15 protein-coding genes are annotated in these 14,245 nt (G+C 30.4%); 9 read left to right on the forward strand and 6 right to left on the reverse strand.

All coding sequences use genetic code 11. The features are described 5' to 3' along the window. The first annotated feature begins 23 nt into the window (after window positions 1–23). The 8 genes from glmM to Q0617_RS12430 all read left to right on the forward strand — a co-directional run bounded on the left by glmM (window position 24) and on the right by Q0617_RS12430 (window position 8,366). Window positions 24–1,358: a phosphoglucosamine mutase gene (glmM, locus tag Q0617_RS12395; protein WP_298753639.1), complete on the forward strand. Its 1,335-nt coding sequence runs from the start codon at window positions 24–26 to the stop codon at window positions 1,356–1,358. After that, window positions 1,355–1,816 carry a signal peptidase II gene (gene lspA, locus Q0617_RS12400; RefSeq protein ID WP_298753640.1) on the forward strand — a complete coding sequence of 154 codons (462 nt, stop codon included), beginning with the start codon at window positions 1,355–1,357 and terminating at the stop codon, window positions 1,814–1,816. Before glmM ends, lspA begins: the two co-directional genes overlap by 4 nt. Window positions 1,817–1,893: 77 nt before the next feature. Next, window positions 1,894–3,174, forward strand: coding sequence for a 3-isopropylmalate dehydratase large subunit (locus tag Q0617_RS12405; RefSeq protein ID WP_298753641.1), 1,281 nt, complete (start codon window positions 1,894–1,896; stop codon window positions 3,172–3,174). Further along, window positions 3,175–3,774: a molybdenum cofactor guanylyltransferase MobA gene (mobA, locus tag Q0617_RS12410; protein WP_298753642.1), complete on the forward strand. Its 600-nt coding sequence runs from the start codon at window positions 3,175–3,177 to the stop codon at window positions 3,772–3,774. Window positions 3,775–3,871: 97 nt separating this feature from the next. Further along, window positions 3,872–5,329, forward strand: a complete 1,458-nt coding sequence (locus tag Q0617_RS12415) for an FAD/NAD(P)-binding oxidoreductase (protein ID WP_298753643.1) — start codon at window positions 3,872–3,874, stop codon at window positions 5,327–5,329. A 42-nt stretch (window positions 5,330–5,371) separates the two neighbouring features. Next, window positions 5,372–5,593: a hypothetical protein gene (locus Q0617_RS12420; RefSeq protein ID WP_298753644.1), complete on the forward strand. Its 222-nt coding sequence runs from the start codon at window positions 5,372–5,374 to the stop codon at window positions 5,591–5,593. Between the two features lie 114 nt (window positions 5,594–5,707). After that, window positions 5,708–7,165, forward strand: a complete 1,458-nt coding sequence (locus tag Q0617_RS12425) for an FAD/NAD(P)-binding oxidoreductase (RefSeq protein ID WP_298753645.1) — start codon at window positions 5,708–5,710, stop codon at window positions 7,163–7,165. A 16-nt stretch (window positions 7,166–7,181) separates the two neighbouring features. Then, complete coding sequence (locus Q0617_RS12430; RefSeq protein WP_298753646.1) at window positions 7,182–8,366, forward strand: rhodanese-like domain-containing protein; 1,185 nt, start codon at window positions 7,182–7,184, stop codon at window positions 8,364–8,366. Between the two features lie 72 nt (window positions 8,367–8,438). On the opposite strand, the gene rplT is transcribed toward Q0617_RS12430, so the two are convergent. From rplT to thrS, 4 genes are all read right to left on the reverse strand, one after another. Next, window positions 8,439–8,798 carry a 50S ribosomal protein L20 gene (rplT, locus tag Q0617_RS12435; RefSeq protein ID WP_298753647.1) on the reverse strand — a complete coding sequence of 120 codons (360 nt, stop codon included), beginning with the start codon at window positions 8,796–8,798 and terminating at the stop codon, window positions 8,439–8,441. Between the two features lie 101 nt (window positions 8,799–8,899). Beyond that, the gene (rpmI, locus tag Q0617_RS12440) at window positions 8,900–9,097 is read right to left on the reverse strand and encodes a 50S ribosomal protein L35 (RefSeq protein ID WP_298753648.1); all 198 of its coding nucleotides are present in this window, start codon (window positions 9,095–9,097) and stop codon (window positions 8,900–8,902) included. Window positions 9,098–9,234: 137 nt separating this feature from the next. Next, a complete protein-coding gene (gene infC / locus Q0617_RS12445) occupies window positions 9,235–9,729 on the reverse strand; it encodes a translation initiation factor IF-3 (RefSeq protein ID WP_298753700.1) in 495 nt (164 codons plus the stop codon). 29 nt (window positions 9,730–9,758) lie between these two features. Continuing rightward, window positions 9,759–11,546, reverse strand: a complete 1,788-nt coding sequence (gene thrS, locus Q0617_RS12450; RefSeq protein ID WP_298753702.1) for a threonine--tRNA ligase — start codon at window positions 11,544–11,546, stop codon at window positions 9,759–9,761. Between the two features lie 129 nt (window positions 11,547–11,675). Between thrS and Q0617_RS12455 the strand changes: the two genes are divergently transcribed. Continuing rightward, window positions 11,676–12,188, forward strand: coding sequence for a hypothetical protein (locus tag Q0617_RS12455; protein ID WP_298753649.1), 513 nt, complete (start codon window positions 11,676–11,678; stop codon window positions 12,186–12,188). A gap of 25 nt (window positions 12,189–12,213) precedes the next feature. Here the strand turns inward: Q0617_RS12455 and Q0617_RS12460 are convergent, their stop codons facing one another. Together Q0617_RS12460 and Q0617_RS12465 are read right to left on the reverse strand one after the other, a co-directional pair. Continuing rightward, complete coding sequence (locus Q0617_RS12460) at window positions 12,214–13,728, reverse strand: DUF3373 family protein (RefSeq protein ID WP_298753650.1); 1,515 nt, start codon at window positions 13,726–13,728, stop codon at window positions 12,214–12,216. A 162-nt stretch (window positions 13,729–13,890) separates the two neighbouring features. Further along, window positions 13,891–14,214 (reverse strand): cytochrome C, encoded by a 324-nt coding sequence (locus Q0617_RS12465; protein ID WP_298753651.1) that lies wholly within the window; start codon window positions 14,212–14,214, stop codon window positions 13,891–13,893. Window positions 14,215–14,245: the final 31 nt, after the last annotated feature.

A 14,245-nucleotide genomic window follows, 5' to 3' on the forward strand; every position in this document is an offset into this window, starting at 1 on the left:
AAGTTTAATTTTAGGATTTTTCAATGAAACTATTTGGTACAGATGGTGTAAGAGGTCAAGCTGGCTCATTTTTAGACGCTATGACGGTGATGAAGCTAGCAATGGCTGCAGGAATTTATTTTAGAAAACATTCATATACAAACAAGATTTTAGTAGGAAAAGATACTAGAAGAAGTGGATATATGATTGAAAATGCATTAGTTTCAGGATTGACTGCTGTTGGATATGATGTTATTCAAATAGGTCCAATGCCAACTCCTGCTATTGCATTTTTAACTGAATCAATGAGATGTGATGCTGGAATTATGATATCAGCTTCTCATAATCCTTTTGAAGATAATGGAATAAAATTCTTTGATCAACATGGAAATAAATTGGGAAGTGATTGTGAAAAAGCAATAGAAGAACTCTTTTTTGATGAAGAGGCTAGAACAAATGGACAAAAAACTGGCAAAGAGATAGGTTCATCAAAAAGAATAGATGATGTTATTGGAAGATATATTGTATCAATCAAGAGCTCTTTTCCAAAAGAATTAACACTAAATGGGCTTAGGATTGTACTTGATTGTGCAAATGGTGCTGCTTATAAAGTTGCTCCAACAATCCTTGAAGAACTTGGTGCTGAAGTATTTACAATAAATGCAAAACCAAATGGATTTAATATCAATGAAAACAGTGGAGCAATGCATCCTGAAAATGTTGCTAAAGTAGTAAGAGAAGTAAGAGCAGATATTGGACTAGCTCTTGATGGAGATGCTGATAGACTTGTAGTAATAGATGAAAATGGTGATACTGTAGATGGAGATAAACTTTTAGGTGCCTTATGCGTATACTTAAGTGAGAAGGGCATATTAAAAGGTGAGGCTTGTGTTGCTACAGTTATGAGTAATAAAGCCTTAGAGGACTATCTAGACTCTTTTGATTTAAAGTTAAATCGAACTGATGTTGGTGATAAGCATGTTTTAGAAAATATGAAGAGTAACAATATAAACTTTGGAGGAGAACAAAGTGGACATGTTATCTTCTCTGATGTTTCAAAAACAGGAGATGGACTTGCAACTGCCTTACAAGTCTTATCTTATTTAATAGAGAGTGGTAAAAAAGCAAGTAAAGCTTTAAATGGTTTTGAACTCTATCCACAAGTTTTAAAAAATATAAAAGTAAGTGAAAAAATTCCACTTGATGAAATTGAAGGATTAAAAGAGCTTCAAGAAGAGATTAAATCTAAAGGTATGAGAGATTTAATTAGATATTCTGGAACAGAAAATAAGCTAAGAGTATTGATTGAAGGTCGTGATAAAAAATTAGTAAATGAGTACATGGACAGATTAGTAGAGTTTTTAACAAAAACACTATGAACCAAAAATTAACTATTTCAGTAGTACTATTTTTATTGCTAGTTATTATTGACCAGTATATAAAATATGGTTTTGTATTTTTAAAGTATGGTTTTGAAAGTGACTGTATTTCTTTAGTTCTTGCATATAATTATGGTGTTGCCTTTTCTATGTTTGAATTTTTAAAAGAGTATTTAAAGTTTATACAATTAGCATTAATAGTAGCTATTTTTGTATATTTATATTTTAATAAAGAGGTCTTTTTAAAATATTATATCCCAATTTCTATGCTTCTAGCAGGTGGATTGTCTAATATTTTGGATAGATTTACTTATGGGGCAGTCGTTGATTATGTCTATTGGCATTGTGGATTTGATTTTGCTATATTCAATTTTGCGGATGTAATTATTGATATATCAATTGTACTAATTCTTTATATGCAATATAAACAATATAAAGAGGATAAAAAAAGAGTCTAGACTCTTTTTGAAAGCTAAACAGATTTTAGCTATAATCGGGCAAATTAAAAAAGATAAGTTAAATAAAGAGAGAAAATATGGGTCAAACTATTACAGAAAAAATTTTTAGTGAACATGTAGGAAGAGAAGTTTACGCAGGTGAGATTGTAAGAAGTCCAATAGATATGGTTATTGGAAATGATATTACAACTCCTATTTCAATTAGAGCATTTGAAGAGGGTGGTTTTGAAAAACTTGCAAATCCTGAAGGTTTTGCAATTGTACTTGATCACTTTATTCCTGCAAAAGATATTGCATCTGCTAACCAAGCAAAAATCTCAAGAGATTTTGCAGCAAAACATGACTTAAAATACTTTTTTGATGAAAAAGATATGGGAATTGAGCATGCACTTTTACCAGAAAAAGGTTTAGTATTACCAGGTGATGTTATTATAGGTGCAGATTCACATACCTGTACTCATGGCGGATTAGGTGCATTTTCTACTGGTATGGGTTCAACAGATATCTCATTTGGTATGATTACTGGTGGAAACTGGTTTAAAGTTCCTGAAGCTATTAAAGTTGTATTCAAAGGTAAACCAGCATATCAAATCACTGGTAAAGATTTAATTCTTGAAATCATTAGAATTTTAGGTGTTGATGGTGCTTTATATAAAACTTTAGAGTTTACTGGTGAAGCAATTCAATACTTATCTATGGATGATAGATTCTCTTTATGTAATATGGCTATTGAAGCGGGTGCTAAAAATGGTATTGTTGCTTATGATGATGTTACAAAAGAGTTCTTAGAGCAAACAGCAGAATTAAATGGTGGATTAAGAGCAGAACCAAAAATTCATTATTCAGATGATGATGCTGTTTATACTCAAGTAATTGAAATTGATACAGATAAATTAGAGCCTGTAATTGCATATCCTTTTTTACCATCAAATGGTCATAGTGTTTCTCAAGCAGTTGAAGATAATATAAAAGTTGACCAAATATTTATTGGTTCTTGTACAAATGGAAGATTATCTGATTTTAAAGTAGCTGCTGAAATTTTAGAAGGTAAAAAAGTTGCACGTCATGCAAGACTTATTTTAACTCCTGGAACACAAAAAATATTAAGAGATGCTACAAAAGCAGGATATATTGATATCTTAGTTGATGCAGGTGCAGTTGTTTCAAATCCAACTTGTGGAGCATGTTTAGGTGGATATATGGGGATTTTAGGTGATGGAGAGGTTTGTATCTCTACAACTAATAGAAACTTTGTAGGACGAATGGGTTCAAGAAGCTCGAAAATTTATTTAGCTAATAGTGCAGTAGCAGCTGCTAGTGCAATTAGTGGATATATTACGGATCCAAGAAGCCTGTAAATGCTCAAGCCACAATTTGATATACCTTGTGTAATCCTTTGTGGTGGCAAAAGCTCACGAATGGGAGAAGATAAAGCTCTTCTTCCATTTTCTAACTATAACTCCCTTGCACAATACCAATATGAAAGATTGAAACCTTACTTTAAAGAAATCTATTTATCTTCAAAAACAAACAAATTTGATTTTCTCAAAGAGAGTGAGAATCAAAAGAATGCAAATATTATTTATGACAATATTAATGATGAAAGCTCACCTTTAATTGCGTTAAAAAGTATCCTTGAATCTATTAACTTAAATAAAGCTTTTATTATAACAGTAGATACTCCTTTTGTAAAAATACCCACTATTGAGAAATTAATAATAAACTCAAATATAAGTAATATTACTATTGCAACTACAGCAAGAGAACATAATTTGTGTGGAGTATATGATAAGTCTTGCTTATCTTTAATAGATAAAATGATATCAGATAATAACCATAAAATAGGATTTTTAATTAATAATATGACTTCTAATAAAATCAAATTTTATGATGAAAATGAATTTTTAAATTTGAACAAAATTGAAGATTATAAAAAAGCACTTTCTATTATAAGTTAAACTAATATTTATTATAAAATAATTTAAGTTATATTTAAGTTTTATATTACTTCAACTTTGATATTCTTCATGAAAGAAAATTTGAAAAGGTAATTTTATGAATGAAGAATTAAAAAATTCTCTTGAAGTTTTAGATAGAGAATTAAAGAAACAAGGTCTTTCAAGAAGAGATGCACTTAAATTAGCAGGTCTAAGTTCTGCTGCATTTTTAATGAATCCAAGTGAAGCTGATGCTGCAACAACTGTGAATGCAAGTGAAGCAAAGGGTAAAATTGTAATAGTGGGTGGAGGATTAGCAGGTATGTCAACTGCTGCAAGACTTACTAACTCTTTATCAAATCCTGATATTACAGTAATCGAACCTAACTCTGTTTCAGTTTCATATCAACCAGGACAAACTTTAGTTGCGTCTGGTATTTGGGAAAAAGAAGATATTGTTTACAATACAGAAGATTTTTTACCAAAAGGTGTAAAATTAATCAATGATAAGGTAGTTGAATTTGACCCTGATAATAATAAAGTAGTAACTAAAGGTGGAGAAACTATTTCTTATGATTTCTTAGTTATTGCAGCTGGACTTGCTCTTAATTATGGTGCAATAAAAGGATTAGAGGGAGTAGGGTATTCATCAGAGGCTAATTCTGAAGTATCAAATAAAATTGGTAAAAATGGTACTCACTCTATATATTATGCTGATGGTGCAGTTAATACTTGGAAAGGTATGCAAGAGCTAATTTCAGAAGCTAAAAGTGGTAAAAAGTTAAAGGCTTTGTTTACACATCCGAACACTTCTATTAAATGTGGTGGAGCTCCTAAAAAAATCATGTATCTTACTAATGCTAGATTAAAAGAAGCAGGAGTTAGAGATAATGTTGAGATGACTTTCTATCCAAATGGTGGAGCTATGTTTGGAGTTAAAGAGTACCATGATGCAATTGTTAAGCAGTTTGAAGCTAGAGATATGAAATGGGAATACCGTAATAATCTAGTTGAAATTGATGTAGATGCAAAAAAAGCTACATTTGAAAATTCATGGGAAGAAAAAGGTCCTTGGGATGCTGATTTAGAAGAGTATTCAGTTGTTAAAAAAAGTAAAATGATAGAAAGAGATTATGATTTTATTCATATCACTCCTCCTATGAAAGCACCTGATGAAATTGGAAATTCTGCTGTTGGGTCTGAAAAAGGTTGGGTTCCAGTTAATAAAGAGACTTTACAACATGTAAAATATGCAAACATTTTCTCTTTGGGTGATATTGCTGCTGTTCCTATGGGAAAAACAGGTGGAAGTGCAAGAAAACAATATAAAGTAGTAGTTGATAATATAATTGCTGCAATGGAAGGTAAAGAACTAACTTCTAAATATGCAGGGTATACTGTTTGTCCTTTGATTACTGATATTGGAAAAGTAATGCTTGCAGAATTTAACTGGAGTAAAAAGCCAACACCATCATTTCCTTTAGATCCAACACAAGAGAGATATGTATGGTGGTTACTTAAAGTATATCTACTTAAACCTATGACAATGTATGGAATGCTATCTGGAAAAGCATAATTTAAAATCTAAGCACTTAGCTTAGATTTTTTAGGAAAAGAAATGAAAAAAGAACTAATCATATTTTTATTTATACTAATAATACTTTCATTATTTTCACATTTTGATAAATTTATTACTCATCCAATTTCACATATTCAATCCTTACCTCAAAGTACTGCATATGGTCTTGGTTTTTTACACCCCATACTTATAACTTTGGTAGTATATTTACTGCTTTATCTTCCAAGATTTATTATAAAATTTATAAAAAACAAATCATAATAACTTATATACATACTAAGTAATATATTATTATTTTATAATATTTATTCATTGAATATTATAGTTAATTGTTATATACTTTAAATAAGAGATAGACTATTAAAGGAGACTCTTATGTATGATGATATGATAAATGAGATGGAAAAAGAGCTAAAAAAAAGCGGAATATCTAGAAGGGATGCTTTAAAACTTTTAGGTGTTGGGGGAGCGTTTTTTTTAACAAAAGATGAGTTAAATGCTGCTAGTAAATTACAAGCTAGTGATGTTAAAGCAAAGATTGTGATTGTCGGGGGTGGACTAGCAGGAATCTCTACTGCTGCAAGACTTACAAGTAGCTTGTCAAGTCCAGACATTACTATAATAGAACCAAATTCAAAATCTGTAACTTATCAACCAGGTAATACTTTTATTGGTGCTGGTATTTACTCTAAAGAGGATGTTATATATGAAACTAAGAATTTTATTCCAAGTGGGGTAAATTTTATAGCTGACAAAGCAGTAGATTTTGATCCAATAAATAACAACTTAACTATATCAAGTGGCGAAAAAATATCTTATGATTATTTGATTGTAACTGCAGGTGTTGTTTTAGACTTTGCAAAAATAAAGGGCTTGGAAGAAATAGGGGATATTTATACAGCTAAAGATAGTGCAAAGTTAAATCAAATATTTAAAAATAGTGGAGCAAGTTCAATTTATAATGTCGATGGGGCAGTTATTACTTGGGAAAATATGCAAAAAACAATGGAAAATGCAAAAAATGGCCAAAAACAAAATGCAATATTCTCTCATCCAGATACTGCTATAAAATGTGGAGGAGCTCCAAAAAAAATTATGTATTTAATGAATGCAAGATTAAATGAAGTTTCAAAAAAAGCTAGAGAAAATGTAGATATGACATTTTATGCAAACAGTTCAAAAATGTTTTCTGTTAAAGAGTATGAAGAGGCAATTATAAAACAATATAAAGAAAGAAATATGAATTATAATTTAAATCATAATCTAATAGAAGTAAATTTGAAAGAAAAAACTGCTACTTTTGATAAATTTTGGGATGTAAAAGGTGAGTATGACCCTGATATCGAAGAGTATACTATGATAAAAAAACATAAATTTGTAGAAGTTCCTTATGATTTTTTACATATATCTCCTCCTATGAAAGCGGCACCTGAAATTGGAGATTCAGAAATTGGATCAGCAAGGGGTTGGGTTCCTGTAAATAAAGAGACTCTGCAACATGTTAAATATCCAAATATCTTCTCTCTTGGAGATATTGCAGCTGTTCCTCTTGGCAAAACAGGCGGAAGTGTAAGAAAACAGTATAAAGTTGTTGTAGAAAATATTATTTCACTTATGGAAGGAAAAGAGTTAGAGGCAAAATATGGGGGATATACAGTTTGTCCAATAATTACAGATATAGGAAAAGTAATGTTGGCAGAGTTTGATTACACAATGAAACCAACGCCATCTTTTCCATTAGATCCTACACAAGAGAGATATATTTGGTGGCTTTTAAAATACTATATTTTAAAACCAATGACCCAGTACGGTATGTTGTCTGGTAAAGCTTAATAAAAAAGGAAAAAAAATGAATAAAAAAACTTTAATCTCAATTATAATTACAGGTTCAATGCTATTTAGTGTTAATTCATATGCCCAAGAAAACTTAACGAAACCAAGTGCAAAAGTTCAATCAATGATTGATAAGTATAAGTTGGAAATAGTTGATTATAACTATGCAAAATCAAAAGTAGCAAAAGGGACTAGAAATGGTGCAAAAGCACTCTTTATTGATGCAAGACCAAACAAAAAATATAAAGCAGGAACTATTCCTTCTTCATTAAATATTCCAGATACAGAGTATTCACAATATATTGGACAATTAAAAGATGTAGCAAAAGATAAAGAGATAATTGTATTTTGTGGTGGATGGAAATGTGGAAAATCTCCAAAAGTTGCAAATATGCTTAAAAAAGATGGTTTTACAAATGTAAAACTTTATCAAGCAGGTGAGCCTGAGTGGACAAAGTATAACTATAGTGAAGTTGATATTGCAGTTGTAAAAGGTGCACAAGCTAAAAATGCAGCATTTATCATAGATGCACGACCATATAAAATGTATTTAAAAGAGACTATTCCTGGAGCCATTTCAATTCCTGATACGCAAATGAGTGAATTAAAAGGTAGGTTTCCAGTACATCAAGGTGAAAAAATCATCACTTTTTGTGGGGGGTATAAATGTGGAAAATCACATAAACTTGCAAAAAAACTTGTAGCTTTAGGATATAGAAATGTTTCTGTATTTGCAGCTGGTATGCCAGAATGGGTTGATGCAGGATTAGCAACAACAAAAAGTGCTTCAAAAGTTATTGTTCCTGTAGCAAAAAAACAAACTATGAGTAAAAATGGTGCTAAATTAGGAAGTGATGAAGGTAGTATTGATGGTGAGTGGTTAAATGCCTTTATTAAAAAAGATAATGTACCTTCATTTATCCAAATTGTTGATGTAACAGCTCCAGATGAGTATAAATTAGGACACATTAAAGGTGCTATAAATATTGAAGCTGAAAAATTAAGTGCAAAAGAGTTATATTCAAAACTACCAAAAGATAAAACAGTAGTATTTAATTGTACTGCAGGAGGAAGATCTATTGAAGCGTGGGCAAAATTAAAAGATGCAGGTATAGATATATCTGAAATATTCTATTTTGATGCAAATGTAGATTGTAAAGGGACTGATTGTAAAATAGAGGTTAATGAGCCTATTGAGTAGGATATTATAATAAGTTCATAAAAAAAGGGGTTTGAAATTAATCAAACCCCTTTTTTATTTGCAAATTTAAAATTACTTTGCTAATGCTGCTTTAGCTGCTGTTACAACTGAAGTAAATGCTGCTGCATCATTCATTGCCATATCAGCTAATATTTTTCTATCTAGTTCAATTCCAGCTAATTTTACACCGTTCATGAATCTTGAATAGTTGATATCATTTAATCTACAAGCTGCATTAATTCTGATAATCCATAGCTTTCTAATATCTCTTTTTTTCTGTCTTCTATCTCTGTATGCGTATACTAAAGATCTTTCTAATTGTTCTTTTGCTTTTCTAAAGTGTTTGCTTCTACCTGCGAAGAAACCTCTAGCGGCTTTTAAGACCTTTTTATGTCTTCTTCTTCTAACTATACCAGTTTTAACTCTAGGCATTTTATTCCTTTCTTAACCATATATTTGTTTAAATATTGGTGTCGGCTATTGCCGAACTTGTCCACATATTTGTGGAGGGACTTGTAATTAAATTTCTTTAATTACGCTTTACACAACATTCTTTTAACTCTTGTAGCATCAGTGCTATCAACAGTTTGAGGTCCTCTTAATGCCACTTTTCTTTTTCTTGACATTTTTGTTAAGATGTGACTTCTAAATGCAGAACCACATTTAATTGAACCATTCTTTTTCACTTTAAATCTCTTTAAAGCTCCACTTACTGATTTCATTTTAGGCATGGATTTCTCCTTTCTTAAATTTGCATTCTTCTTCGATATTAGAAAAAGTCTGTGATTATATTTAAAAAAAGCTTTGAATAAGTTTAAGTTGTTTTAAAGTAAAAGAGAATAACTCTTTTACTTAAGTGTAGTGTAGGTTAGTCTTTTTTAGGAAGAACCATCATGTTTACAAATCTTCCTTCTAGTTTAGGTTCAGCATCTCTTTCTCCATACTCTTCAAGCATTGGCCAAACTCTTTCTAAAACAGCAGCTCCAGCTTCTGGATGTGCCATTTCTCTACCTTTTAGGAAAACTCTACATTTAACATGATAACCTTTTTCAAGGAATTCAATTGCATGTTTTACTTTATAGTTAATATCATTATCAGCAATTTTAACAGAAAATTTAACTTCTTTTAGAACAATCACTTTTTGATTTTTTCTAGCTTCTTTTTTCTTTTTTTCTTGTTGATACTTGAATTTACTATAATCCATGATTTTTGCAACAGGTGGTTTACCATCTGGCGCAATAAGAACTAAGTCTAAACCTTGTTCATCTGCAGTTTTTAAAGCATCTGCTGTTGAGATGATACCATAGTTAGTACCATCATCACCCATACATCTAACTTCTCTAGCTGTGATGTCTTCATTCATTATTACGTCGTCTTTTTTATTACCTCGACTCAAATTTCACTTCCTTTTTTGATTTCGTTTAACATTTGGATAAATTCATCTTTACCCATATTTGATTGTTCTCTATTTCTTCTATCTCTTAATGCTACAGTTTTATTTGCAACTTCTTCATCTCCAATTACTACAATCATTGGAACTCTTTGTTTCTCTGCCATTCTAATTCTTTTATTTAAACTCTCGTTCATATTAAAAATTTTAGAATCCATTTCATTTTGTAAAAGTTCTTTTTGTAACTCTTTTGCATACTCATTGTGAGTATCTGCAATAGGTACTAAAATAACTTGTGTTGGTGCAATTGCAAATGGAAACTCACCAGCACAGTGTTCTGTTAATATACCAATAAATCTCTCAAATGAACCTAAAATAGCTCTATGAATCATAACTGGCTGTTCTTTTTCACCTTTTTCATTGATAAATTCTGCATTAAATCTAGAAGGTAAGTTCATATCAACTTGTACAGTTCCACATTGCCATTTTCTTCCAATAGCATCTAGAATTTTAATATCAATTTTTGGACCATAAAAAGCTCCACCACCTTCATCAATACCATAAGAGATATTGTTTTCATCAAGTGCATCCATGATACCTTTTGTTGTTTTTTCCCAAAACTCATCATCCCCAATTGCTTTTTCTGGTTTTGTAGAAACTTCGATTTCATATTTAAAATCAAATAGTTTTAATAGAGCTTCAACAAATTCTAAAACCTCAAAGATCACTTCTTTTATTTGATTTTGTGTACAGAAAATATGTGCATCATCTTGAGTAAACTCTCTAACTCTAAACAAGCCATGCATAGCTCCACTCATTTCATGTCTATGAACAACACCATATTCAAAAAGTTTTTTTGGTAAATCTTTGTATGAAACCATTGAACTTTTAAATATTTGAATATGTCCAACACAGTTCATAGGTTTGATACCATACTCTTGTTCATCAATTGTTGTAAAGTACATATTCTCTTTATAGTTAGCATAATGACCAGAAATTTTCCACATTTCAGATTTTAAGATTTCTGGACCACGAACTGGCTCATAACCTCTTATTCTATGTGCTTTGTATAAAATATGCTCTAATTTTGATCTAAGTCTTGCTCCATTTGGAAGCCACATAGGAAGTCCTGCTCCTAAATCATCACTAAAAGTAAATAGTTCTAATTCAGTTCCAAGTTTTCTGTGATCTCTTTTTTTAGCCTCTTCAATCATTCTAACATAGTCAAAAAGTTCTTGTTTATCAAAAAATGCGATACCATAAATTCTAGTAATCATCTCATTTTTTTCATCCCCACCAAGATAAGCTCCTGCCACACGTGTGAGTTTATAACTTCTGATCATTCTAGTGTTTGGTAAGTGAGGACCTCTACATAAATCTTCAAAATCACCTTGTTTGTAGATAGTTAAAGTATCATCTGTAATTCTTGATAAAACGGCTTGTTTTAACTCATCATCTTTAAATTTATTTAGAATCTCTTCTCTTGAGGTTTCATATCTTTCAATAGGAAGTTTAGCATTAGCTAACTCTTTCATTTTCTTTTCAATTTTAGGTAAGTCTTCATCTGTAATTTTTGATTCAACTTTGAAGTCATAATAAAAACCTTCACTTACTACAGGTCCTACAAAAAATTTAGCTTCTGGATATAACTCTTTGATAGCTTGTGCCATAAGATGTGCACATGAGTGTCGTAAAATCTCTAAAGATTCTTTAGAGTTATCGGCTTTTATCACCTCTCCTTGAATATTTAAAGCTTCTGCAGTTTGAAGGTCGAAAATCTGACCGTCCATAAATACACCAATTGGTTCCAATAATTTCCTTTTTCTGGGTTTTTTATAAAAATTTGTATATTTTAACTTAATTAGACTTAAAAAACTTTAGAGTTATGCTTATTTAGAATTGTTTGGATAAAATTAGTCATGATTATAAACCTATCTAAAATAAAGACTGAAGCCTTATTACTTTTATGTAAAGATCTTATTTCATCATATGAAAATAGTGAAGATATAGATTTTTCAATAGATAAAAATATAAAAGATTATATAGATGAAATCTCAAAAGATATTTTAAAAGAGTTAAAAAAAGTAACAAGAGATAATGACTTTTATATAAAAAATAAAAGCTCTTCTAGGATTAAGTCAATACTTAAGGCATACAATTTTATAAATAAAGAGTTGTCTCTTGAGTTTCAAGATAGTGTAGAGTTTAATCCTTCTATGCTTTATATCTCACTACTTGCTATGTGGTTTAAAGAGTTAGAAAAAGAGTCCAAATCAAAAGAGTATATTTATTTTTTGATTTACCCTTACTCAAATGTTTATGATAAATTACTTCTCAATATTAAAGATGAAAAGTTTAGAAATTTGAATATTAAGATGATAGATATAGCTGAAAGAGTAATTTTAAAATATGATAAATATTTATTAAAATAAAAAGAGGAGTTTTTCCTCTTTTTATTTAGAATCTATATCTTATATTTGCTGTTATATTTTGAGCTTGGGTTACATATGGAGTTACTGAACCTAAATTAGGGTTCCCATCATATCCAAAGAAACCATTACTTCCATAATAATCATAATTGATTTTTGTATATCTCAAAGACCAACTCAATGCATTATTAATTTTAGAATTTCTATAAACTTCCCAAGCAGTACCACGTGTTGCTATTTTAGAGCCAACCATAGTATCTTCTCCATAGGTCATAGATCTCCAATATTTACTACCTTTATTCCACTCGATTCCAATTCTTGAATCTTCTGTATCAATAGGACATGGAGCATTAACTCCTAACCAAATAGAACTACCAGTTTTAGATTCAGTTGAACCTAACATTCCTAAAGAGTTTGGATGTGTTTTAGATGCTGCAAAAGAAGCAAAGGCTATAGTATTATCAAGATAGTCAGAAATCTCTTCTCCAATACCATCTGCTTTAAACATGATTGTTGCAAGTTCTAAATCACCAAAATCTTTAAAGGTATTATTTGAATTATTTCCATCAAACATATCAGTTTGCGTAAATCCAATCATATTCCATGCTTTTGCATAGTTTGTGTGAATTGAGTATTGTCCATTATCATATGGAACAAAAATAAATCCTGCCATATCTATGTTTGGATTTTTTGTATCATCATTTGCATAATCAAGTCCATCTGAACTAAATCTTGGTTTTGCATTAGTTAGACCACGACCTGCACAAAATTTCCACCACATACCTTGAACACCTGTGATTTTATCTAAATCAAATTTTGCAGAAAGACCATCAAACTCTACATTAACAGTATGAGAAAGTGCAGATTTTCTTGCTTGGTCAACTCTTAGGTTTATACCTAAACCATCAGTTGATGGACGACGTCCTACTGAAACTGCCCATGGTAAATCTTTATTACCCATAAATGAGTCGTCTTTATATAACCAGTACGCTTCTTTTACTTTTAAAGTATTATCATTTGCATTTTCATTTGTAACCCAGTCAAAGTTTGCATATCCAGGACTTGTATTAGCTTGAGAGTGATTTGCAGAATCTCCATATGCTTTGTTGTAAGCTAGTGTACCTTTAAATATAGTATTGTCATTTGGCATATAAGCCATACCTAGCCACAACCTATTTGTCATAAGTGCACTATTTTTAGCTTTTGTACCATTTGATAATTTATAGTTGATATTATCAACTTGTGTTCTAAAGTCAATATCCCATTTGATATTGTCATTAGCATCATGAGTTTTAACATCATTGATTTTTGTATAGTTTTTTGCTACTTTTTTCTCAACTGTTGATAATCTTTTTTCTGTATCAGCAGGGAGTTTTAACTCTGTAGTTTTTTTTGTAGCTTCATTTACTTTTGCTTCAAGTAAAGAAAGTTGTGCTTTTAAAGCTTCAATTTGTGCTTGAAGTTCATCATTAGTTAGTTTTGCCCCAAATGATGATGTACTTAAAGCTACTACTAAAGATAAAGCAATACTTGTTTTCTTCATTAAGTTCTCCTTATAATTATTGTCTCCACAATTGGATGAAGTTTACACTTTAAAGGGTTAATAGATACTTAATGTAATATAATTTTTTCTTATGATTAGTTGGGCTAAAAGTAATATATAAAGGGAGTAGTAAAGAGGAAGGCTCTCCTCTTTACTTAAAAATTAACAAGATGGAACATTTCCTGAATCACTTGCATATTCATGAGAGAAATCATAAATATGTTCTATCCAAGAATCTTTTATTTTACTAAGATCTGCATTTGGACAGATTTTTCCAATCTCTTCTTTAAACATTCCATTTCCATTTATTTTTGCCCACTCATCTTGAGTATGTTTTTTAGCAAACTCTGCACCATTAAAACCACAATCATTTTTTAACTTTTTAATAAAAAGTTTTTGCCCTTTTACTGGGTCTGCAGATACGCTTGTTGACGCAACACCTAACACTAAAGCAGAAGCTAAAGCAATTTTTAGTAATTTATTCATTATATGTCTCCTTAAATTTAATACAATTATA

Source organism: uncultured Arcobacter sp., from assembly GCF_937982575.1.
Classification (GTDB): Bacteria; Campylobacterota; Campylobacteria; order Campylobacterales; family Arcobacteraceae; genus Arcobacter.

Bases quoted from the DNA above. Each gene is read 5' to 3' on its own strand.
- glmM (WP_298753639.1), top strand. From the start codon at position 24: ATGAAACTATTTGGTACAGATGGTGTAAGAGGTCAAGCTGGCTCATTT.
- lspA (WP_298753640.1), top strand. From the start codon at position 1,355: ATGAACCAAAAATTAACTATTTCAGTAGTACTATTTTTATTGCTAGTT.
- Q0617_RS12405 (WP_298753641.1), top strand. From the start codon at position 1,894: ATGGGTCAAACTATTACAGAAAAAATTTTTAGTGAACATGTAGGAAGA.
- mobA (WP_298753642.1), top strand. From the start codon at position 3,175: ATGCTCAAGCCACAATTTGATATACCTTGTGTAATCCTTTGTGGTGGC.
- Q0617_RS12415 (WP_298753643.1), top strand. From the start codon at position 3,872: ATGAATGAAGAATTAAAAAATTCTCTTGAAGTTTTAGATAGAGAATTA.
- Q0617_RS12420 (WP_298753644.1), top strand. From the start codon at position 5,372: ATGAAAAAAGAACTAATCATATTTTTATTTATACTAATAATACTTTCA.
- Q0617_RS12425 (WP_298753645.1), top strand. From the start codon at position 5,708: ATGTATGATGATATGATAAATGAGATGGAAAAAGAGCTAAAAAAAAGC.
- Q0617_RS12430 (WP_298753646.1), top strand. From the start codon at position 7,182: ATGAATAAAAAAACTTTAATCTCAATTATAATTACAGGTTCAATGCTA.
- rplT (WP_298753647.1), bottom strand. From the start codon at position 8,798: ATGCCTAGAGTTAAAACTGGTATAGTTAGAAGAAGAAGACATAAAAAG.
- rpmI (WP_298753648.1), bottom strand. From the start codon at position 9,097: ATGCCTAAAATGAAATCAGTAAGTGGAGCTTTAAAGAGATTTAAAGTG.
- infC (WP_298753700.1), bottom strand. From the start codon at position 9,729: ATGAATGAAGACATCACAGCTAGAGAAGTTAGATGTATGGGTGATGAT.
- thrS (WP_298753702.1), bottom strand. From the start codon at position 11,546: ATGGACGGTCAGATTTTCGACCTTCAAACTGCAGAAGCTTTAAATATT.
- Q0617_RS12455 (WP_298753649.1), top strand. From the start codon at position 11,676: ATGATTATAAACCTATCTAAAATAAAGACTGAAGCCTTATTACTTTTA.
- Q0617_RS12460 (WP_298753650.1), bottom strand. From the start codon at position 13,728: ATGAAGAAAACAAGTATTGCTTTATCTTTAGTAGTAGCTTTAAGTACA.
- Q0617_RS12465 (WP_298753651.1), bottom strand. From the start codon at position 14,214: ATGAATAAATTACTAAAAATTGCTTTAGCTTCTGCTTTAGTGTTAGGT.